The sequence below is a fragment of the Lysinibacillus sp. FSL K6-3209 genome (genome assembly GCF_037976175.1).
Taxonomy (GTDB): domain Bacteria; phylum Bacillota; class Bacilli; order Bacillales_A; family Planococcaceae; genus Lysinibacillus; species Lysinibacillus sphaericus_D.
This window is the reverse complement of record NZ_CP150264.1, coordinates 3,974,882-3,996,758: the sequence shown is the minus strand read 5'-3', so window position 1 is coordinate 3,996,758 and position 21,877 is coordinate 3,974,882. Positions and strand designations below refer to the sequence as shown.

19 protein-coding genes, 1 pseudogene and 2 riboswitches are annotated in these 21,877 nt (G+C 36.4%); of the genes and pseudogenes, 18 read left to right on the top strand and 2 right to left on the bottom strand.

Annotated elements, in window-relative coordinates:
* Position 1 precedes the first annotated feature (1 nt).
* The 8 genes from gatB (at position 2) to MHH88_RS19445 (ending at position 8,729) form a co-directional block, all read left to right on the top strand.
* Positions 2 to 1,429 carry an Asp-tRNA(Asn)/Glu-tRNA(Gln) amidotransferase subunit GatB gene (gatB, locus tag MHH88_RS19480; protein ID WP_069509620.1) on the top strand — a complete coding sequence of 476 codons (1,428 nt, stop codon included), beginning with the start codon at positions 2 to 4 and terminating at the stop codon, positions 1,427 to 1,429.
* A 167-nt stretch (positions 1,430 to 1,596) separates the two neighbouring features.
* Positions 1,597 to 2,160, top strand: a complete 564-nt coding sequence (locus tag MHH88_RS19475; protein ID WP_339260127.1) for a thioredoxin family protein — start codon at positions 1,597 to 1,599, stop codon at positions 2,158 to 2,160.
* A 112-nt stretch (positions 2,161 to 2,272) separates the two neighbouring features.
* A complete protein-coding gene (locus MHH88_RS19470; RefSeq protein WP_069509626.1) occupies positions 2,273 to 3,187 on the top strand; it encodes a diacylglycerol kinase in 915 nt (304 codons plus the stop codon).
* Between the two features lie 338 nt (positions 3,188 to 3,525).
* Positions 3,526 to 4,872: a cytochrome ubiquinol oxidase subunit I gene (locus tag MHH88_RS19465; protein WP_339260125.1), complete on the top strand. Its 1,347-nt coding sequence runs from the start codon at positions 3,526 to 3,528 to the stop codon at positions 4,870 to 4,872.
* Complete coding sequence (locus MHH88_RS19460) at positions 4,869 to 5,894, top strand: cytochrome d ubiquinol oxidase subunit II (RefSeq protein ID WP_069509632.1); 1,026 nt, start codon at positions 4,869 to 4,871, stop codon at positions 5,892 to 5,894. Before MHH88_RS19465 ends, MHH88_RS19460 begins: the two co-directional genes overlap by 4 nt.
* Positions 5,895 to 5,906: 12 nt before the next feature.
* Positions 5,907 to 6,029, top strand: coding sequence for a hypothetical protein (locus tag MHH88_RS19455; protein WP_256093130.1), 123 nt, complete (start codon positions 5,907 to 5,909; stop codon positions 6,027 to 6,029).
* Between the two features lie 107 nt (positions 6,030 to 6,136).
* Positions 6,137 to 7,504 carry a 23S rRNA (uracil(1939)-C(5))-methyltransferase RlmD gene (rlmD, locus tag MHH88_RS19450; protein ID WP_339263129.1) on the top strand — a complete coding sequence of 456 codons (1,368 nt, stop codon included), beginning with the start codon at positions 6,137 to 6,139 and terminating at the stop codon, positions 7,502 to 7,504.
* Positions 7,505 to 7,766: 262 nt separating this feature from the next.
* A complete protein-coding gene (locus tag MHH88_RS19445) occupies positions 7,767 to 8,729 on the top strand; it encodes an FRG domain-containing protein (RefSeq protein WP_339260122.1) in 963 nt (320 codons plus the stop codon).
* 205 nt (positions 8,730 to 8,934) lie between these two features.
* On the opposite strand, the gene MHH88_RS19440 is transcribed toward MHH88_RS19445, so the two are convergent.
* Positions 8,935 to 9,660, bottom strand: a complete 726-nt coding sequence (locus tag MHH88_RS19440; RefSeq protein ID WP_339260120.1) for a FadR/GntR family transcriptional regulator — start codon at positions 9,658 to 9,660, stop codon at positions 8,935 to 8,937.
* Between the two features lie 227 nt (positions 9,661 to 9,887).
* Here MHH88_RS19440 and MHH88_RS19435 point away from each other — a divergent pair, with 227 nt between their 5' ends.
* From MHH88_RS19435 to MHH88_RS19400, 8 genes and pseudogenes are all read left to right on the top strand, one after another.
* Entirely contained in the window at positions 9,888 to 11,279 is a 1,392-nt protein-coding gene (locus MHH88_RS19435) for an FAD-linked oxidase C-terminal domain-containing protein (RefSeq protein ID WP_339260118.1), read from the top strand.
* 11 nt (positions 11,280 to 11,290) lie between these two features.
* Entirely contained in the window at positions 11,291 to 12,274 is a 984-nt protein-coding gene (locus MHH88_RS19430; RefSeq protein ID WP_339260116.1) for a bile acid:sodium symporter family protein, read from the top strand.
* A 426-nt stretch (positions 12,275 to 12,700) separates the two neighbouring features.
* A pseudogene (locus MHH88_RS19425) lies at positions 12,701 to 14,652 on the top strand (LTA synthase family protein).
* A gap of 255 nt (positions 14,653 to 14,907) precedes the next feature.
* The gene (locus MHH88_RS19420; protein ID WP_339260115.1) at positions 14,908 to 15,861 is read left to right on the top strand and encodes a tRNA-dihydrouridine synthase; all 954 of its coding nucleotides are present in this window, start codon (positions 14,908 to 14,910) and stop codon (positions 15,859 to 15,861) included.
* 182 nt (positions 15,862 to 16,043) lie between these two features.
* Positions 16,044 to 16,131: riboswitch (cyclic di-GMP riboswitch) on the top strand.
* Between the two features lie 148 nt (positions 16,132 to 16,279).
* Positions 16,280 to 16,654 (top strand): hypothetical protein, encoded by a 375-nt coding sequence (locus MHH88_RS19415; RefSeq protein ID WP_024364486.1) that lies wholly within the window; start codon positions 16,280 to 16,282, stop codon positions 16,652 to 16,654.
* Positions 16,655 to 16,691: 37 nt separating this feature from the next.
* Positions 16,692 to 17,408 (top strand): hypothetical protein, encoded by a 717-nt coding sequence (locus MHH88_RS19410; RefSeq protein WP_339260112.1) that lies wholly within the window; start codon positions 16,692 to 16,694, stop codon positions 17,406 to 17,408.
* 36 nt (positions 17,409 to 17,444) lie between these two features.
* Positions 17,445 to 18,479 (top strand): methyl-accepting chemotaxis protein, encoded by a 1,035-nt coding sequence (locus tag MHH88_RS19405; RefSeq protein WP_069509659.1) that lies wholly within the window; start codon positions 17,445 to 17,447, stop codon positions 18,477 to 18,479.
* A 95-nt stretch (positions 18,480 to 18,574) separates the two neighbouring features.
* On the top strand, positions 18,575 to 19,840 hold the full coding sequence (locus MHH88_RS19400; RefSeq protein ID WP_339260109.1) for an MFS transporter: 1,266 nt from the start codon (positions 18,575 to 18,577) through the stop codon (positions 19,838 to 19,840).
* Between the two features lie 362 nt (positions 19,841 to 20,202).
* Here the strand turns inward: MHH88_RS19400 and MHH88_RS19395 are convergent, their stop codons facing one another.
* Positions 20,203 to 20,397 carry an alpha/beta-type small acid-soluble spore protein gene (locus MHH88_RS19395; RefSeq protein WP_029747426.1) on the bottom strand — a complete coding sequence of 65 codons (195 nt, stop codon included), beginning with the start codon at positions 20,395 to 20,397 and terminating at the stop codon, positions 20,203 to 20,205.
* A 194-nt stretch (positions 20,398 to 20,591) separates the two neighbouring features.
* Here MHH88_RS19395 and MHH88_RS19390 point away from each other — a divergent pair, with 194 nt between their 5' ends.
* Together MHH88_RS19390 and MHH88_RS19385 are read left to right on the top strand one after the other, a co-directional pair.
* Positions 20,592 to 21,089 (top strand): DUF1456 family protein, encoded by a 498-nt coding sequence (locus MHH88_RS19390; protein ID WP_339260107.1) that lies wholly within the window; start codon positions 20,592 to 20,594, stop codon positions 21,087 to 21,089.
* 238 nt (positions 21,090 to 21,327) lie between these two features.
* Entirely contained in the window at positions 21,328 to 21,522 is a 195-nt protein-coding gene (locus tag MHH88_RS19385) for a hypothetical protein (RefSeq protein WP_069509664.1), read from the top strand.
* 214 nt (positions 21,523 to 21,736) lie between these two features.
* A riboswitch (cyclic di-GMP riboswitch) is annotated at positions 21,737 to 21,822 on the top strand.
* Positions 21,823 to 21,877 lie beyond the last annotated feature (55 nt).

Genomic DNA, 21,877 nt, shown 5'->3' with positions numbered 1-21,877 from the left:
CATGAACTTTGAAACAGTCATTGGTTTAGAAGTACACGTTGAGTTAAAAACAAACTCAAAAATCTTCTCGCCAGCGCCAGCTCACTTCGGTGCTGAACCAAATACAAACACAACAGTAATCGACCTAGGTTACCCTGGTGTCCTACCTGTCTTAAATAAAAACGTTGTAGATTTCGCAATGCGTGCAGCACTTGCATTAAACATGGAAATCGAACAAGAAACAAAATTTGACCGTAAAAACTACTTCTATCCAGATAATCCGAAAGCTTATCAAATTTCGCAATTCGATAAGCCAATCGGTAAAAACGGTTGGATTGATATTGAAGTAGATGGTTATACAAAACGTATCGGTATTACACGTCTTCATATGGAAGAAGATGCAGGTAAACTAACGCATGCTGGTGACCATTCACTTGTTGACTTTAACCGTCAAGGGACGCCGCTTGTAGAAATCGTTTCTGAGCCAGATATTCGAACAGCAAATGAAGCGTATGCTTATCTTGAAAAATTAAAATCCATTATCCAATATACAGATGTTTCAGACTGTAAAATGGAAGAAGGTTCACTGCGCTGTGATGCCAACATTTCGATTCGCCCATATGGTCAAGAAGAATTCGGTACAAAAACAGAGCTTAAAAACCTGAACTCATTCAACTACGTACGTCGTGGGATTGAGCACGAAGAGTTACGCCAAGCGGACGTATTACTTTCAGGTGGCGTGATTGATCAAGAAACGCGTCGCTTTGATGAAAAAACAGGTAAAACAATTTTAATGCGCGTGAAAGAAGGAACAGATGATTATCGTTACTTCCCAGAGCCTGACTTGGTGCGCCTGTCAATCGACGATGAATGGTTAGAGCGCGTGAAATCAGAAATTCCTGAACTGCCAGATGCTCGTAAAAAACGCTATGTTGAAGAATTAGGCTTAACACCTTATGATGCGGGCGTGCTTGTTATTTCTAAAGAAATTTCAGATTTCTTTGAAGCGATGGTAGCTGATGGTGCAGATGCAAAACTTTCAGCTAACTGGTTAATGGGCGATGTTTCAGCTTATTTAAATGCTGAACAAAAGGATCTTAAAGATACAGCGTTAACACCAGAAAACCTTGCTGGTATGGTGAAGTTAATTACGGACGGTACAATTTCTTCTAAAATCGGTAAAAAAGTATTTGCTGAATTAGTAGAAAACGGCGGTTCAGCTAATGACATTGTAAAAGCAAAAGGTTTAGTTCAAATTTCAGATGAGAGTGCCTTATTAGCAATTGTTACAGAAGTATTAGATAACAATGCACAATCAATCGAGGACTTTAAAAATGGTAAGGATCGTGCAATTGGTTTCTTAGTCGGTCAAATTATGAAAGCGACAAAAGGCCAAGCGAACCCACCAATGGTTAATAAATTATTACAACAAGAAATTGCTAAACGCTAATTTTTTGCTATTACAATGAGTCAAGAAAGTGTCTTCACTTTCTTGACTTTTTAAATGGAAAGACTATACATACTAACAAAAAGTAGCACTTAATAGTTGTCTAAAATGAGTATTCATAGCAAAATATAGAATAGAAACAATCACATCACTTAAAAAGGGGATAGTATATGAAAACTGAGCAACAATATTTTGAAGAAGCCATTTCAATTCAACAATATATGAATCATATGACGACGCTAAAGGAAGATAGCTTTGTAATTTATGATGGTTTTGAAGTGCCGACAAACGATGGTTTTGTAACGTTACTGAAGGACAAGCAACCAAAAATTTTAACCATTACAGAAGATTGGTGCGGGGATGCAATGCTAAATAATCCAATTATTCGCCGTGTTGCAGAAGCTGCAGGATTAGATATGCGTACAGTTTTCCGTGATGCAGATACGGATTTAATCGACCGTTATTTAACAAATGGTGGACGCGCGATTCCAATGTATATTTTATTAAACGAGTCAGGACAAGTGATAGGTAAATGGGGACCACGTGCGCCAGAGTTACAGGATATTGTTGTGAACAAAAGAGCGATGTTGCCAGATAAAGAAGACCCGAATTTTGAGGAAGCACAAAAATCGCTTTACGCTGAAATTCGTGAAGACAATATTACCAACAAAACAAATTGGACTTATGTATATGAAGATTTCAAAAAACATGTAACAGCAGCATTACAAAAATAAAACATTTTACTTAGCGGCAGTGGTGTTTGGGCTGGCGTAGTAATAGTAGTGCAACATTTCAACGAAAAATTCGTTGAAAGTATTAGAATCTTATGAAGCAGGAAGGTATGTTATGAAACGAGCAAGAATCATTTATAATCCTACATCTGGGCGAGAAGTGTTTAAAAAGCATCTACCAGAAGTATTGGAGAAACTAGAGGTAGCAGGCTATGAGACATCTTGTCACGCAACAACTTGTGAAGGTGATGCGATAGAGGCAGCAAAAAATGCAGTAGAACGTGGATTTGATATTATCATAGCAGTTGGTGGCGATGGGACGTTAAATGAGGTTGTTTCTGGTGTAGGCCAATTCGAAAAACGTCCGAAGATTGGTCTAATTCCTATGGGGACAACGAACGATTTTGCACGTGCTGTCCATATACCACGAAATATTGATGAAGCTGTTGATATTATTATTAAAGGCGATACCTTACCAGTTGATGTTGGATTGTTAAATGGAGAACGCTATTTCATCAATATTGCTGCTGGAGGACGTATTACAGAGCTAACGTACGAAGTACCTAGCAAAATGAAAACAATGCTTGGACAGCTCGCCTACTATTTAAAAGCAGTTGAAATGATTCCATCTATTAAGGCATCACATATGCGTATTGAATATGATGGTGAAGTATTCGATGGCGATGCCATGATGTTTTTATGTGGCTTAACGAATTCAGTAGGAGGCTTTGAAAAGCTTGCACCAGATGCGAGCATAAACGATGGCTATTTCACATTATTAGTATTAAAAAAAGTAAGCTTGCCAGAATTTATTCAACTTGCAGCAATGGCTTTACGAGGCGAACATTTAAAGGATGATCGTGTTATTTATAAAAAAGCAAGTGTCGTAAAAGTAACGACGGATAGTGAAGTTCATTTAAATTTAGATGGTGAATATGGTGGAGATGCGCCTGCGACTTTTGAAAACTTAAAGCGCCATATTGAAATTTTTGTCCCAATTGAAGATATTCGTGAGGAAGACCGTATTTAGATTAACAAAAAGCGTAAATTTTATTTTATAAATTTACGCTTTTTGTATTTTATTCCCATATAATGAAGGGTTGTGAACGAATTAAGAAAAATGTTTGGCAAATGTGCGTATATTACTTGAACAAAATTTGAAACCTTTATAATAGGCCGAAATATCGGACCATTATAAAGGTTTTTTTCGTTGGAATAGTGGAAAATATGGGTATGGGAAAGGGAAAGGAAGTGGTGCAGTTGTATAAGTCACAGGAAAAGAAGCTTATTTGGTTAAGTTTTGGTGTTGCAATTATCATGCTACTTTCCATACTTGGAAGAATATTTGGAAGTTAGGAGGGCAATGAGATGATTAATGAATCAGCAGTCTTTTGGAGTCGTGCGTTAACGGAGCTTACGTTATCATTCCACATCATTTATGCAACGATTGGTGTCGGGGTGCCGTTAATGATCATGATTGCACAATGGACTGGATATAAAAAGAACGATGAACATTATATTTTGATGGCGCGACGTTGGGCACGAGGTTTCGTCATTACCGTTGCTGTAGGGGTCGTAACAGGAACGGCTATCGGATTGCAATTATCGTTACTATGGCCGAATTTTATGCAACTTGCAGGGCAAACGATAGCATTACCGCTCTTTATGGAGACCTTTGCATTTTTCTTTGAAGCCATTTTCTTAGGAATTTATTTATATACGTGGGATCGCTTTGATAGCCAGAAAAAGCATATGTTACTCCTAATACCTGTTGCAGTTGGTGCATCTATGTCAGCTGTCTTTATCACAATGGTAAATGCCTTTATGAATGCACCTCAAGGCTTTGATATTGTGGACGGACAGCTTGTAAATATTCAACCATTTCTAGCAATGTTTAACCCAGCCATGCCAACAAAAGTTGCGCATGTTCTTGTAACAGCCTATATGACATCAGCATTCGTCTTGGCAGCCATTGCAGGCTACCGTATGCTCAAAGGCTCAGATCATGTTTACCATAAAAAGTCTCTATTTTTATTGATGAAAATCGGTTTAGTTTCATCCATTGCTGCAGCAATTATAGGCGATTTCTCAGGTAAATACTTAGCGGAATACCAACCAGAAAAATTAGCAGCGGCTGAATGGCATTTTGAAACAACAGATAAAGCATCTTTGATTTTGTTCGGTGTTTTGGACGGCGAAGAAGTTAAATACGCCATCAAGGTTCCTTATGCTTTAAGTATACTAGCACGCAATAATCCAAATGCAGAAGTTATTGGTTTAGATCAATATGCGGAGGAAGACAGACCACCACTTTATATACACTATCTTTTTAATATTATGGTCTTTATCGGCATGTTTATGGTATTAGTGTCCTTCCTTTACGTAGTAGGAAAACCCCGTGGTTGGCGCTTTATTCATACTCGATGGTTTAGATGGGTTATTGTTGCAGGTGCACCACTGTCAATTATTGCGATTGAAGCCGGTTGGTGGCTTGCGGAAGTTGGACGTCAACCGTGGATATTATACGGTATTATGCGCACACCAGACGGCGCTACAACGAGCGATCATGTAGATTTGATGATGCTGTTATTTACAGGTGTGTATACCGTACTTGGAATAGGAAGTACAGTCGTATTAGTGCGTATGTTTAAAAAGAATCCGATTGAACGTGAAATTGAAGATCGACATACAGAAAAGGGCGGTGACATCATATGACATTAGAGGTTTTAGGAATTTCAGTTTTATGGATATTCCTTTTCGGTTATGTGATGGTGGCATCTATTGATTTTGGGGCAGGTTTTTTCAATGCTTACAGTTTACTTATTGGAAAAAATCATGTCATAACCAATATTATTAAGCGTTATTTATCGCCTGTATGGGAAGTAACAAATGTCTTTTTAGTATTTTTCTTTGTAGGGATTGTAGGATTCTTTCCACAAACCGCCTTCTACTATGGAACAATCTTGCTTGTTCCAGTCAGCATTTCATTAGTGTTACTGGCAATTCGAGGGTCGTATTATGCATTTGAGGCGTACGGTGCACGCGGGCATATTGGTTACACGCTGACATATGGCGTATCAGGTTTATTGATTCCAGCTTCGCTCTCTGTTGTCTTTGCTATTGCAGGTGGTGGTTATGTAGACATTGTAGAAGGGCAACCTGTATTAAATTATTGGACATTATATACAAGTACATTTGCTTGGAGTATTGTCGTATTAAGTATAGCGGCAGTTCTCTATATATCCGCAGTATTTTTAACATGGTATGCACATAAAGCAACCGATGTAGAGGCTACAAATTTAATGCGAAAATACGCCCTTATTTGGGCAGCGCCTTTAATGATTAGTGCACTTGGTATTATGTATGAGATGAAATCCATTAACCCTGAAAGCTATCAGAATATGGTTGATTTATGGTGGATGTTTGCTATTTCCGCCGTATTATTTATCATTACAGTGATATTACTATGGATGCGAAAAAATTACGGTCTTGCAGTAGGATTATTAATCGCTCAGTTTGCGGTAGCATTTTTCGCCTATGGCATTGCACAATATCCATATTTACTGTATCCGTATTTAACAATTTACGATAGCTTCACAAGCACGCAAATGGCCGTTGCATTAGTCATCGTCTTTATTTTAGGATTATGCTTGCTTCTGCCTTCACTTTATTTATTGTTGAAATTATTCCTATTCAACAAAAATTACGTGACAGGAAAAGAAGACCATCATGCATAGGGGGATATAGGTATGGAACAAATCGAAATATTTTATGCGCCATTTATAGTCGTCATTATTAGTATCTTAATTATGTTTTGGTGGGCACCAAAGGATGATTATGTAAGAAAAAATAAAAAAGGGAGTCGCGAATAGCGGCTCTTTTTTAGCAAAATTAGTACAACCTTATAAATTCAAGCCTTGTTCTTTTTTCCTCCGCTATCACATGCTACAATAAGGAGATTGAAATGGAGGATGTACGAATGTCAGCACCCGTAAAAAAGAATGACCAACTAACAGTTTATATAGAAGATTTAACACATGATGGCAATGGTGTCGCAAAAGTCGACGGCTATCCATTATTTATTCAAGGGGCTTTACCGAATGAAACAGCAGAAGTACATGTTTTAAAAACATTAAAAAATTATGGCTTTGCAAAAGTCTTGGATATTTTAAAGCCTTCACCTGATCGAGTAGAAGCACCTTGTGATTATTTCAAGCAATGTGGGGGCTGTCAGTTACAGCACTTATCGTATGAAGGTCAGTTAAAGTGGAAGGAAAATATGGTGCGCAATGTTATGCAACGTCTAGGCAAAATCGACGCACCTGTTTTACCAGTGAAAGGGATGGCGGAACCATGGCAATATCGTAATAAAGCCCAAATTCCATTTTCCACAAATGACGCCGGTCAAGTGATTGCTGGTTTTTACAAAACAAAATCGCATACGATTGTCGATATGGATCGTTGTCTCATTCAAACAGGCGAGGCGGACGCAATTCTTTCTGGTCTCAAAAAAGAATTAACAACTATCGGCATGCAACCATACAATGAGGCATCACATGAAGGCATGCTACGTCACGTCGTAATCCGTACAGCACGTGCAACAGGTGAGGTCATGGTTGTACTTGTGACGAAAAAGAAAAAATTCCCGCAAAAAGATGCCGCTGTAGCGAGCATAGTAAAGCTAGTACCAAATGTTACATCCATTATGCAAAACATCAATAGCGATAAAACAAACGTTATTTTTGGTGATGAAACGATTAACCTTTGGGGCAAAGACGTCATTATTGACGCTATCGGCGATGTACGCTTTGAAATTTCAGCACGTTCTTTCTATCAAGTAAATCCTCAGCAAACCGAAGTGCTATACAAGCAAGCTCTCGACTATGCTGATTTACAAGGACATGAACGTGTCATTGATGCCTATTGCGGCATCGGTACAATCTCTTTATTCCTAGCACAAAAGGCAAAAGCGGTGATGGGTGTTGAAATCGTACCCCAAGCTATTGAAGATGCAAAACGCAATGCAGAGCTGAACGGCTTTACCAATACGTACTTCGAGGCAGGCCCAGCAGAGGAAGTCATTCCACGCTGGTATAAAGAGGGCAAAGAAGCAGATGTCCTAGTTGTCGACCCACCACGTAAAGGATGCGACGAAGCCCTTTTACAAACAATTTTAGAGCAGCGTCCTAAACGAGTCGTATACGTATCATGTAACCCAGCCACACTCGCACGCGACCTACGCATCCTGGAAGATGGTGGATACAAAACACAAGAAATACAACCAGTTGATATGTTCCCGCATTCTACGCATTGTGAGGCTGTTGCGTGGCTTGAACTAGCTGACTAAACCTACATTAAGCATGCTTTCAACATACACTTTATTAGTGTGAACCCTCTTTGGTATATCTAATTTAATGGTTAAAAACTTAAAAAGCAGATTTCTTTGAAGTACTAATGCATTTCAAAGAAATCTGTTTTTACTTTTATCTTTTATGAAAAAGCTAAAAATGCTTTTTCATAAAAGATAAAATGGTAGAATTGAATTATTGGATGATATTTAAAGTATTTGTAAAAATTTTCTATAAGGTAATCCAAGGAGGATGGACTAAGTGAGTAATAGTTCCTTTAATACTTATATTGTAAGAAATTTTAATGATTACATAAGGGTTATAAAGTCAATTCGAGAACAGGAGGATACAGTTTGGTTTCGAGGACAAGCGAATGCATCTTATCGATTATTGCCTAGTGCTATTAGAAATGGTTGGGAGGTAGCTAATCAATTTGGTGAAAATTTTAAACCTAAACCTTTAAAAAATAACTTTCATACTAGAGGAACCAAAGTTTTGTACCCAAACCCAAATAAAATGCTAGAAGAGTTTAAAAAATTGGCGCAGAAGGAAATACGGATTACCCCTAAGAATAATCTCGAATGGATGGCTTTAGCTCAACATTATGGCTTACCTACTTTGTTATTAGATTGGAGCACAGATCCATTGGTTGCTTTGTATTTTTCTAAGCCGGAGGAAGAATTAATTGAGGATATATCAATAGAGGATTCAATAGAAAATTTTAAGCAGGATCATTTTAGTGATTTAGGTGCAGCAATTTTTGCGATTAATCCTGGAAAAATGAATAGTATTTTTTATGAATTTAAGAATAATGCAACGGGTGAGCCTATAAATTATCCTCTGGATATTTTAAGACACGAGGATTTACTAAAAAACTATGAAGAACATAGTATATTACCTTGTTGTGTTACTACCTCAGCTATTGATAGGCGTATATGTAGGCAATCAGGTAATTTTACGATTCATGGAAGCATGGTATGGCCGATTGATTTACAATCTGAAGCACAAAAAGCAATATATAAAATCTTTATACCTTATGGAGTATATAAAGAATTAAATGAGATTTTAGATACTTTAGATATAAATAATAATACTATTTACGGAGAGTCAAACCTAGATGTTGCTTCAAAAGAGATAAGAGCTAAAGCTACAATTGCATTTAGTAATGAAATAGAACGACTAAGTCAGAAATTTAAAGTAATACCTTCACCTTCTGTTTTTTAGTTTTGTGTGACACTCAGTAGTCACCACATTGCGAGGCTGTCGCGTGGTGGCATTAGTTTAATAAAAGTACGAACATTCAATTAAATTTTTCTTTAATGTTCGTTTCTATTACTAGTAGCAATGCATGTAATTTAAAAATAAAACCTCAATAAGCTCCCGGATTTAATAATAATCCGGGGCTTTTTTTATTGAGGGTAGATGTAGTTTATTTATGTTGCTCGCCAATATGATTGAAAAGGGAGGCGGTCAATTCTCTTCGGATTTGTTTAATATGCTTTTCCATTAGTTGTTTGGCTTGATTGGCATCGCCGGCTGCAATGGCCAAGTAAATTTCTTTATGTTCATCTATAGTTTCTTGCGTACGGTCTAAGTCCTTCAAGCGCTGTGTTCGGGTCACACGGATTGTATCTTGCATATGTTCGCTAAGGGTTTGAAATAATTGCGAGAAGATTGAATTGTGAGCAGCGAGAACGATATTAATATGAAAGCTTAAATCAGCTTGAATGCCTAGTTCCACGTCATTTTTAACTTGATTCATCATTTCCAATGCTTGCCCAATTCGTTCTAAATCTTCAGAAGTGGCCCGTTGTGAAGCTAAAAAGGCACATTCTACTTCAAGTGTTTGGCGAAGCTCTAGCATTTCATAAATAAGTTTTTTTTCTGTTTTTAAAATGGTAGAGGAAAGCTCTTGTCCTAGTGAATGGCATTCAGGTGATTTCAGAAAACTGCCACTGCCTTGTTTAATGTCTATAATTCCTTTTATTTCAAGCTTTCGCAGTGCCTCTCTAACCGAAGTTCGACTTACATTAAAGCGACTCGCTAATTCTCTTTCCGTCGGCAGTTTTTCTCCAGGCTGTAATTCTCCATTTAAAAAATATTTCTGTATTTGATCTACAATAACTTGATAAGCTTTTTTCTTTGGTTGCAGCATTTCCTATGTCCTTCCCCTCAATTACATAGTAAAAGTATAAACGCTTTAATCATACAGAATTCCTACCTCGTTAGCAATGAAAGGAAATGATTAATTATTGATATTTTCTGAATATTAAGTATAATAAAAATGGTTGGACCAATTTTATTATTTATGAAGATTGGTATAACCTATTCATTTATCATTCATGACTTTGGGAAAATGGGAGAAAAGAAGGGGAGAATAAAATGATAGCAAGTGCAACAAATGAACAATTGGTGAGCGCGCTACAAGGTGTACTGTCAGAAAGCCAAGTAACGATTAATCAAACAATTTTAGAACAACATAGTAGTGATGAATCTTATCATCAAGCTAGTTTGCCAGATATCGTTGTGTTTCCAACAACAACTGAACAAGTGAGTCACATACTAACTATTGCAAATCAATACAAAGTTCCAATTGTCCCATTTGGCAGAGGAACAAGCTTAGAAGGACATGTAATTCCTTATGAACAAGGGATTACCATTGATTTTTCAGAAATGAACAACATAGTAGAAGTGAGGGAGAAGGACTTTCTCGTAAAAGTTCAACCAGGAGTAACGCGTTCGCAGTTAAATAAAGAGTTAAAACAATACGGTTTGTTTTTTTCAGTGGACCCTGGAGCAGATGCAACACTAGGTGGAATGGCCGCGACAAATGCGAGTGGCACAACATCTGTTAAATATGGAGTAATGCGCGATCAAGTTCGAGATTTAGAAGTTGTGCTGTCAGATGGTACGGTTATTCATACCGGTAATTTAGCGGAAAAATCTTCATCTGGCTTTCATTTGAACGGTCTTTTTGTAGGGTCGGAAGGAACGCTCGGTTGCTTTACGGAACTGACGCTAAAAGTTTATGGACTTCCTGAATATGTCATGGCTGCTCGAGCATCTTTCAAAACAGTCAATGATGCAGTCGAAGCAGTCGTTAGTATTTTACAGGCCGGAATTCCAATCGCAAGAGTCGAACTGGTTGATGAACCTTCCATGAAACAAGTGAATTTGCATAGTAAAACAGCTTATAAGGAGCAACCAACGTTATTTTTAGAGTTTCATGGAAATGAAGCTGGCTTAAAGCAAGATGTTGATTTTATGAAAGAAATTGTAGCAGAGCATAATTGTGAAAATATAGATTTTGAGACTGACAATGCAGCGCGAAATCAGCTATGGGAAGCTCGCCATAATTTAGCTTACGCCTATGTCCATGGACATCCAGGAAAAAAACTAATGGTGACGGATGTTTGTTTACCGATTTCCGAGTTAGCAGGGGCTATTGAACATGCGAGAAAAACACTGAATATGTTTGCCCTTACAGGGGGGATTGTTGGACATGTCGGTGATGGCAATTTCCATGTTCTTTTAATGATTGATATGCAGGATGCTAATGAAATAGCAAAGGCGGATGAATTCAATGAATTAATTGTTATGTATGCGCTTGAACGAGGGGGAACTTGTACAGGAGAGCATGGTGTCGGTATAGGGAAACAGAAATACCAAGAGAAAGAACATGGGAAAGCACTGCTTGTGATGGAAAAGATTAAACAAGCGCTTGATCCGGACGCACTGTTGAATCCAAATAAAATATTAAAAATAAAGAAATAGGGAGTGGGAATATGAAAATATTAGAAGCGATTAGTACGATAGCTGGAAAATACTTTGCGCTATGGGTCATCTGCATAGCTGTTATTGCTTTTATCGTTCCCGACCCATTTTTACTATTTGGGGGCTATATTACAATATTGCTCGGCATCGTTATGTTTGGTATGGGACTAACATTGAAAGCGGTTGATTTCAAATTAATTTTAACGAATCCTGTGCCCGTTATTATTGGTGTTTGTGCTCAATATCTTATTATGCCGCTGACTGCTTTTTCCATTGCCTATATCATGAACTTACCCGCAGAATTAGCGGCAGGGCTTGTTCTTCTCGGTTCAGTTCCAGGGGGGACTGCTTCGAACGTTATGGTGTATTTAGCGAAGGGCAATGTACCGTTATCCATTACGATGACTTCTTTTTCAACGTTATTAGCACCAATTGCCACACCATTCATACTACTATTACTTGCAGGTAAATGGATGCCGGTCGATCCAATGGCAATGTTTACTTCTATTATTCAAGTGATTATTTTGCCAATTATTTTAGGCATCGTCATACGAAAATTTGCTCCACAGATTGTGGAAAAGAGCATTAATGTCATTCCTCTTATCTCAGTAGTAGCTATTATCATTATTGTCTCTGCAGTTGTTGCTGGCAATGTTGATAGCATTGCATCGGCAGGGTTTATTATTTTTACGGCAGTAATGCTTCATAATGCATTTGGACTGATGCTTGGCTATTTAACAGCGCTACTGTTAGGACTTGATGAAAGTAATCGGAGAGCGATTTCCATTGAAGTGGGGATGCAAAACTCTGGTCTTGGGGTAGCATTAGCCACTGCCCATTTTGGTCCGTTAGCTGCCTTGCCGAGTGTTCTTGGTGCTGTGTGGCATAATATTTCTGGTCCAATTCTTGCCACGTATTGGTCGAAAAAAACGGAAAACATTAAACATCAGCTTAGTGAAAAAATACAAGAAAGCAACGTCGAAACACAAGTATAAAAGATGGTAGACGTTATCAATATAATAAGACAAGAACGAATTCCAATTTTGCTGGAATTCGTTCTTCTTTTTGCTCGTTCCAATCACATCAAAAACTTGAGCAATCCATTTTAGTAATTAGTATGGTCGTTTATAAATAGTTATTCATCATGTTTAAGAAGACACAAAGCATAGTTTGGCTTAAATTGCCCTGTAAATGTTAGTAAAACTAACGTTTGCAGGGTGATTTTATGGCAGGAACTGCACAACTAGAGAGAAACGAAACTTATTCTCTTGCAATATCGTCAACAACTTGACAGAAGTACAAAAACGGGAGTATTATACATTAGCTACCGAAAAAAAGCTATAGTGAAGTAATAATTTCCGAATTTTATACGAACAATCTAACACTAGATTGCAATTAATAAGTAATAGGTAGGTGCAGAAATGAAAAGTCTAATAAGTAAAAAAAGTGACTTATTAAACAGCTTTTTAGGGATATATATAGTAGCTGTCGTCATGTTATGGATGAAAACATACATCACGCAAACAGCACAATTTGATTTAGGTGTAGAAGGAGCGCTTCAACATTTCCTTTTACTGTTAAATCCACTAGGATCAGCAATGTTATTTTTAGGGATTGCTTTTTTAATTAGAGGAAAGAAAAGATATACATTACTGCTTGTTATTTACACGCTTATGTCAATTCTTTTATACGCCAATGTAGTGTATTATAGATTTTTTAGTGATTTTATTACGTTACCGACCATTTTCCAAACGCAAAACTTTGGCGATTTAGGTGGTAGTATTCTTTCATTATTAAAACCTTATGATATTTTGTTCTTTGTGGATGTCGTTGTCATGTTTTATCTACGATTCTCAAGCAAAGTTCCAAAAGAAACAAAATCATTTGGATATAAAAAAGCAATGGCGATTATTGCTTGTGCATTAATCGTATCCGTTGTCAATTTAGGATTAGCTGAGGCTAGTCGCCCTCAATTATTAACGCGAGGTTTTGATAGAAACTATATTGTGAAATATTTAGGTATGTATAACTATACGATTTATGATTCAGTAGAAACGATGAAAGCTTCCTCACAAAGAGCATTGGCTGATAGTAGTGATATTACCGAAGTAATTAACTATACAAAATCGAACTATGCTAATCCGAATGCAAAATATTTTGGTGCAGCAAAAGGAATGAACGTAATTTATTTACACTTAGAATCATTCCAAAACTTCCTAATTGACTATAAATTAAACGGTCAAGAAGTTACACCATTTTTAAATTCATTAGCAAAAGATAATCATACATTGTATTTCGATAATTTCTTCCATCAAACAGGTCAAGGTAAAACGTCTGATGCAGAATTTATGTTAGAAAACTCTTTATTCGGATTACCACAAGGTTCTGCCTATATTACAAAAGCACAAAATACGTATCAAGCAGCACCTAGTATTTTAAAAGATTATGGTTATACATCGGCTGTTTTCCACGGCAACAACGGAAGCTTCTGGAACCGAAATGTTATTTATAAATCATTTGGATTCGATAAGTTTTATGATGCAAGTTATTATGACACAGCTTCTTCAGATAATATGGCTGAATATGGTTTATTAGATAAACCGTTCTTTGAACAATCACAAAGTTTTTTAAATTCTTTACCACAACCGTTCTATACAAAATTAATTACTGTAGGGAACCATTATCCGTATAAAATGAATCAGGACTTAGTCACAATTGATAAAGCGAATACGGGCGATGCAAGTGTAGATAATTATTTCCAAACAGCACGCTATGCCGACGAAGCAATTGAACAAATGTTTAATCAACTAAAAGAATCAGGTTTATATGATAATTCAATGATTGTTCTTTATGGTGACCATTATGGTATTTCAGATAATCATAATGCAGCAATGGAACAAGTTATTGGGAAAGAAATTACACCATATGAAAGTGCTAATTTACAACGTGTCCCATTATTTATTCATGTTCCAGGTATGCAAGGTGGTATCAACCATACGTATGGTGGTCAAACAGACTTGCTTCCAACGCTTTTACATTTACTAGGAATTGATACACAAAACTTTATTCAATTCGGCTCAGACTTATTATCAGAAGAGCATAATGAAATTGTGCCATTTAGAAATGGCGATTTTGTGAGTCCTAAGATTTATTCAATTAATGAAAAATTTTATGATAATAAAACAGGATTACCACTAGATGATAGCCAATTAGAGGCAGCTCAAGCTATTAAAAAAGAAGTAGATTTTAAATTAGGCTTATCTGACAAAGTAGTGAATGGTGATTTACTGCGATTTTATAAACCACAGGTTACACGCCAGTAGATCCTTCAAAGTACAATTACAACAAAGATGAGAGTACAGAAGCTAAATAATAATTAGTAGGCAGTTCAAGATAATGTGTTTGATATCAAGAAGATTATGATATTGTACCGTTAGCTTGGACTGCCTTTTCACTGCTTGCTTTTTGTATTGCCTGATTTTTAAAAAGTGAAAATCTAGTTATGTGTGAAGATAAATTACAAAAGCTAGGTTATACTATAATAATGACTTTATTGCTTGAAGCAATTAAGTTTTAGGGGATAAGTGTATAACCGAATATCCTATAATGAGAGGGTTTGAATTAAAATATGACGAATAATTTTTGGCGGGATTTACCGCGACCATTTTTTGTACTTGCTCCAATGGAAGATGTGACGGATGTTGTATTTCGTCATGTCGTAAGTAAAGCAGGTAGACCAGATGTATTTTTTACCGAGTTTACAAATTCGGATAGCTATTGTCATCCAGAGGGTCAGAAAAGTGTGCGAGGACGTTTGCTTTTTACTGAAGATGAACAGCCTATGGTTGCGCATATATGGGGAGATAATCCTGAATATTTCCGACAAATGAGTATAGGCATGGCGGAGCTTGGTTTTAAAGGTATTGATATTAATATGGGCTGTCCTGTTCCGAATGTGGCATCACGAGGCAAGGGAAGCGGTCTTATTTTACGTCCTGATGTTGCGGCGGAACTTATTCAAGCGGCGAAAGCGGGTGGACTGCCTGTTAGTGTGAAAACAAGACTTGGCTTCACGGAAGTGGATGAGTGGCAGGAATGGCTTACACATATTTTAAAACAAGATATCGCCAATCTATCAATCCATCTGCGTACGAGAAAAGAAATGAGCCAAGTAGAAGCACACTGGGAGCTAATTCCGGAAATTAAAAAATTGCGAGATCAAATTGCACCAAATACGCTATTAACAATCAATGGAGACATCCCTGACCGTACAACAGGTATGAAGCTAGTTGAACAATATGGTGTGGATGGCGTGATGATTGGACGAGGTATTTTTAAAAATCCATTTGCTTTTGAAAAAGAGCCGAAGGAACACAGTAGTAAAGAATATCTTAATCTTTTAAGATTACAGCTTGATCTTCAAGATCAATATGCCGAGGAGTTACCACGTTCAGTTACTGCGTTGCATCGCTTTTTCAAAATCTATGTTAAAGGATTCCGCGGGGCAAGCGAATTAAGAAATCAGTTGATGAATACAAAGACAACAGATGAAGTACGCGAATTGCTTAATCAATTTGAATAGGTGCCAGTCACTCAAACAATTCTAAATTGTTTGAGTGACTGGCACGTACTACATTCTTACTACATAGTATCTTAATATTACTTATATTTACCTAATATTCTTTAGATAATACTACTAGTGTCGACAAAAATTGACATGTAATTTATAATGTAAAATTGTAATAATGTTAGTATTATTTTAAGAAAATGAAAAGGCAAACTTACTGAAAGGTAAGGACGCAAAGCTACGAGTCTAAAATCCTATTGGGATTATGATAGTCGGGTTGCCAAAATAATAAACGATTATTTGGCTACCCTTAATTTTTATAATAAGGGTAGTTTTTATTTTCCTAAAAGGAGACGAATTAAAGAACTATAGCGTTAATAAAGTCTTATTAGTATAGGATAGTAAAAAAACTATATGAAAAAGGAGATTAAAAATGTTAGTCGTTGATAAACCGAAATATAATATGGCGATTTATGAAGCCAAAAAAGAAGTACACGTTCAAGTTCACGGGTTTATTAAAACAGAGCTTGTAGAGGAATATATAAAAGATTTGGAAGAAACCGTGGCGAAAGTACCAAAAAAATCCTATACCTTTGTAGTTGATGCAACGTATCAATCACCTGTTCCATCTAAAGTTTCAGCGGAGCTAGGGCAAACATTAATGTTTTATGCATCACTTGGCTTCAAAGATATCTATATCGTCAATCCAGCCTCTAAAATTGCCTATGTGCAAGTGAGAAATGCTTTAGAGGGAGTGAATTTCCCAGGAACAGTAGTTGACAATGTATCACAATTAGCAACACGATAGTTTTTAAAATCACAAGAAGCATATTTTGGAGGAATGTATGATGCCAACATTACAAGATGTATATACATATGAAATCATTACAAAAGACCAACCAGATTTAATTGAAAAAGCGGCAACATGTTTAGCTAAAACATTTGTTGGAGTAGATGTAGCCGGTAAATGGGTGCAAGAGCCGATAATCGGGTACTCTTTAAAATTGCCTTATGATGATTTCTACCAATTCACGAAGGAATACATTGAAGACAATGTGCATCAAGGATACTGTGTGGTTGCGCTTGATGCAGAGCACAATGTCGTAGGCGCTCTAGTTGGTGATACAAACGCACTGGAAATACATGAAGGTGATATTTTTAGTGGTACGTTTTCTGATATGAATATTGTGATGGATGTCTTAGTGGATATTGATGTTCGTTTCCTAAATGACTATAAACAACGTTATGGGAAAGAAATGGAAGATAATGAAGTGCTGCATTTATTTTTATTAGGAGTTATAGCTGAGCACAATCGCCATGAAATTGTACAAACGTTAGGTGATATTTTAGTTCAAAAAGCATCTGAAGAAGGGTTAAGACTTGTGTTAGCTGAAGCTACAAATCCAAAGTCAATGACTTTGTTACAGAAGTATCAAGGATTTGAAAAATATGTAAATGTTGAAGGGGATTTCATTGTTCATAAATACGAAACAAATGAGCATTTAAACGATATCCCAGCGTCTGTTGCTGATGGAATTTACATTATTGTAAAAGAGTTATAAACATCATAGGTTGAGAGAATAGGAGATTATTATATCATGGATGCTATTATGCTAGTGATTATAGTATTTTTATTATGCACGTCCTTGTATTTTGCTTACCGATATTTTTCGCTTAAACGCCAGGCCGATAGTCAGAGTGAAGTGACAAACGGGGCAGAGGAATTATCTGCAAGTCAATTAAAAGAGCAATTACATCTATACGAAAAAAATATAAATGAAAAAGGTCAAAACCTTGTTGAACATGGAGAATATGCAGCGGAAAAGGCTGATATCGTTAGAGCCGCCATTGATGAGGTAGGAAAAGGATTAAAAAAACAATTAGTAGCTACTGAAGAAAGTTCAACTTCGATTGAAGACATTACAGTGGCTATCGAAGAATTATCTATTAGATCAAACCAAATTTCAGAACAATCGAATACGACGTTAGAATTGACGCAAGAAGGTAACGAAAAGCTAAAAGATTCGATGGTGAAAATGGAGCAATTTGATCAAACGATTAATACAACATTTGATGCAATCAACATCCTTGGAGAAAAATCACATGAGATTGGCAAGATTGTCAAAGTAATTACGGGGATTTCGGAGCAAATCAACTTATTAGCATTGAACGCAGCTATTGAAGCAGCTCGTGCAGGTGAACATGGTAAAGGGTTTGCTGTAGTAGCTGATGAAGTTCGTAAATTAGCAGAACAGTCACAACAGTCCGCTGCTGAAGTATCGAATATCGTAAAAAATATTCAAGTAGAGACGGATCGAGTTGTTACATCTATGAAGCAAGGAACAGAAGAGTTTGCACAAACGAATACTACCATTTTAGAAATTGGTACGATGTTCGAAAGAATTGTAGAAACGACAAAAATTATTGCTGAAAATAATGCGAATTCATCTGCAAGTACAGAAGAATTATCTTCAAGCTCTCAACAAATCATGGTGGCAATGAGAGACATTTCTTTCATTTCGCGTGAATCTGTGGAAATGTTTGAAGAGTTAGTTGAAATTAGCGATGACGAATTAAGTACAATGGATAAATTAGTGCAAGAAGCAGGAAACCTTGTCAGCTTAAAAATATAGAGAAATCGGTGCCAGACACTAAAACAATTCAAAATTGTTTTAGTGTCTGGCACTCTTTCATATATTCTAGTAAAAGCTAATGGGAGTAGATATCCATGGACAAACAAAATAGCAGATACAGATGGGTTGTATTTGTTGTTGTATTGTTTACTTATTTGTTAATGGCGAGTCAACGCACAGCGCCAGGATTAATTACAGACCAATTAATGAGCGATTTTCAGGTAACGGCAGCAACGATTGGCTTGTTAACAAGTATCCAATTTTTTGTATATACAAGCTTACAAGTACCAATGGGGATATTGGCTGATCGGTACGGTCCAAATACTTTTTTAATTTTAGGGGCGACACTTACAGGGTTAGGTACAATCATTTATAGCCTTAGCACCCATGAACTCATGCTATTTTTTTCGAGAATACTGACCGGTCTAGGAGATGCAACGATTTGGGTTAATATGGTGCTAATTTTGGCACAATGGTTTCATCGTAAGGAGTTTGTACGGTTAATTGGTCTGGCAGGTATGACTGGGAGTCTAGGGTTTTTATTGGCGACAGTCCCCTTCTCCACGTGGATTGATTTACTAGGTTGGCGGATGGCTTTTTGTAGCGCAGGACTACTATTAAGCTTGTGTGGCTTTGTCCTTTATTTTGTACTTGTCAAAAAGCCTAAAACACGCTTTATCAACGAGCAAGTTTTTGTAACCGATGAAGAACAACGTGATAAAACATCCGTTTTACTGAAAAGAATATTTTCAAATCCGCAAGCATGGGCTCTATTTTTTTGTCATTTTGGTGTAGTAGGGGGTTATGTAGGATTTATCAGTTCCTGGGCTGTACCATACGGTATGACTTTATATGAAATGACACGTTCGGATGCAAGCCAATTGATTATGGTTGGTCTTATAGGGGCACTAATCGGAGCTCCTCTAACTAGTTGGCTGGCTAGCAAGCTAGATACCATTAAAAGGCCCTATATTGTCGTGCATAGTATTGTTTTACTTAGTTGGTGTACGTTTCTTATATGCAATGGACATCCAGCTTTTTTCTTGCTGTTAGTACTATTTTTTATTATCGGCTTTGGATACGGGGCAAGTGCATTAACTTTTGCTGCTGTACGGCAATCTTTCCCTTTACACGAAGCGGGCGTAGTTTCTGGATTTGCCAATACGGGAGGCTTTTTAAGTGCCGTTTTGCTACCCATTATTTTTGGTTATTTATTAGATCATTTTCAATCTGTTTCAGGTTACGTAGATGATGGCTACTACTATGGCTTTATTGTGCCAGTTCTTTTCTCCATCATTGGTTTGTTTGGTGTGCTGTACTTTAAGGAAAAGCGAAGCGCTAAAGATACAATCTATAATTAAAAGTTTATAAATTGTGTTTATCGGAAAAAATGAAATTACTGTGAATGAATAGAAAGCTGTAGTCGTTGAATTTATTATACTAATAGAGCAGTTTAGTTGAAGAAATAGAAGTAGAAGGGTATTTTAAATAAGTAAACTAAAGTGGAAATATAGCGGTTCTATATTGGGGAATTTTTCGTTCCGCTTTACGTATGGAAGGAGTATTAGTGTTTTGGGAATAACAAGTATGGTCGGATACGTAATTATAGGTGCATTACTTATTCTTTTATTAGCATTCATCTTCGTCATGATAAAAGGAGCAAGAAAGTAAGTGCCAGGTACTAAAACAATTCTGAATTGTTTTAGTGCCTGGCACCTTTTATTTATTTTTGTCTTTTTTCAGCCATTTCTACAAGTCGTTTCGTGATTTCTCCACCTACGGAACCGTTCGCGCGAGAAGAAGCATCTGGCCCAAGTTGTACGCCGAACTCTTGTGCGATTTCATATTTCATTTGATTAACAGCTTCTTGTACACCAGGAACTTGAAGTTTATTGGAACTTCGATTTTTATTAGCCATTTTTCTCACCTCCTTGTGCTATTAGAATGGTCGGCAGTTTGATTTTCATACATTTAAAAACAAGGAAATGTGCAATCTAGATACTATAGATGAGGAATAATCACAAAGCTAGCTAAAAATACATTTTACTCTGTTATAATAAAGCCTGGCTCTTTTAAATTAAGGTTTTGCAAGAAAATCAAGGAGGTTTTGAGATGACGAATAATGATATTTTGATTCGTTTACGATATGCACTAGATATTAAAAATACGGATATGGTAGAAATTTTTAAGCTGGGCGGCATGAAATACACAAAAGAGGATGTATTAAACATGCTTATCAAAATTAAAGATGATGAAGAAGATATCCCAGAGAATTACATTAAATGTAATAATAAAATGGTAGAGGTATTTTTAAATGGTTTAATTACATTTAAACGTGGCCCTCAACAATCAAAACAAGGTCAACAAGAAGGACCACCACCGGTTACAGGGAAAGAAAGTCCGAATAATATGCTTTTGAAAAAAGTAAAAATTGCAATGGCTTTAACAACGGAAGATATGCTTGATATCTTATATGAAGGTGGCGTAACAGTATCGAAAGGTGAGCTAGGTGCGATTTTAAGAAATCCTAGTCACCGCAATTATAAAGAATGTGGCGATCGCTTTGTGAGAAACTTTTTAAAAGGGTTAACATATAAATATAGAGATTAAGTATTAATTTTCTTTATAGTGAATTGTGGTGGGATGCTTACTTACAGTAAGCGTCCCGCCTTTGTTTGTATTGGATGATGAAATACATAATATAAATGAAAGCAATAAAAAATAAATTGTAAAATCACCATTATTTTCTTTTAACTGTTGATAAATGTGACGGAATTGTGTACAATTAAATTGACACAAAGTTGTCACAAAGGGAAAAGAAATGTTCATGAACAGAGGGGTGCTTTTTATGATATTTTTTGATCTTATTTTAATTGCTATTTCTTGCATTAGTATTCCATTAATAGTTGCTGTTATGTTAGACATTTTTTACGCAGAACGCAAAAAAGTTCGTTTTTCATTACGCCGTACTTCTGTATGGTATATGTGCGTTTTTGCATTATCCTTTATTCCATCCGTCTTACTCGTAACACAACTTGCATAATTGAATAAACATTTAGGGGTAAGTGTTTATCAGAAATTTAAGCAGCAATAACGTATGTTTACGTTGTCGCTGCTTATTTTTTTTACAATAAAAAAGAATATTTTTACATAGTAATTATTTCATTGTTTGTACAGAAGTAGTAAAATAAGAGCATGGACGAAATAGTATTTTCGTAAGCTATATTGATTATTTTTTACTATTATGTTAATTTGAGGAGAAATAAGGGCAAATCTACTGAAAGGTAGAGACGCAAAGCTACAGGTCTAAGGCAGATGGCGCTATGACGGCTGGGTTGCAAAAGATTAGTCGTTATTGGGATTTATTGTTTTTTATCTTTAATAACCTATTTCTTTTG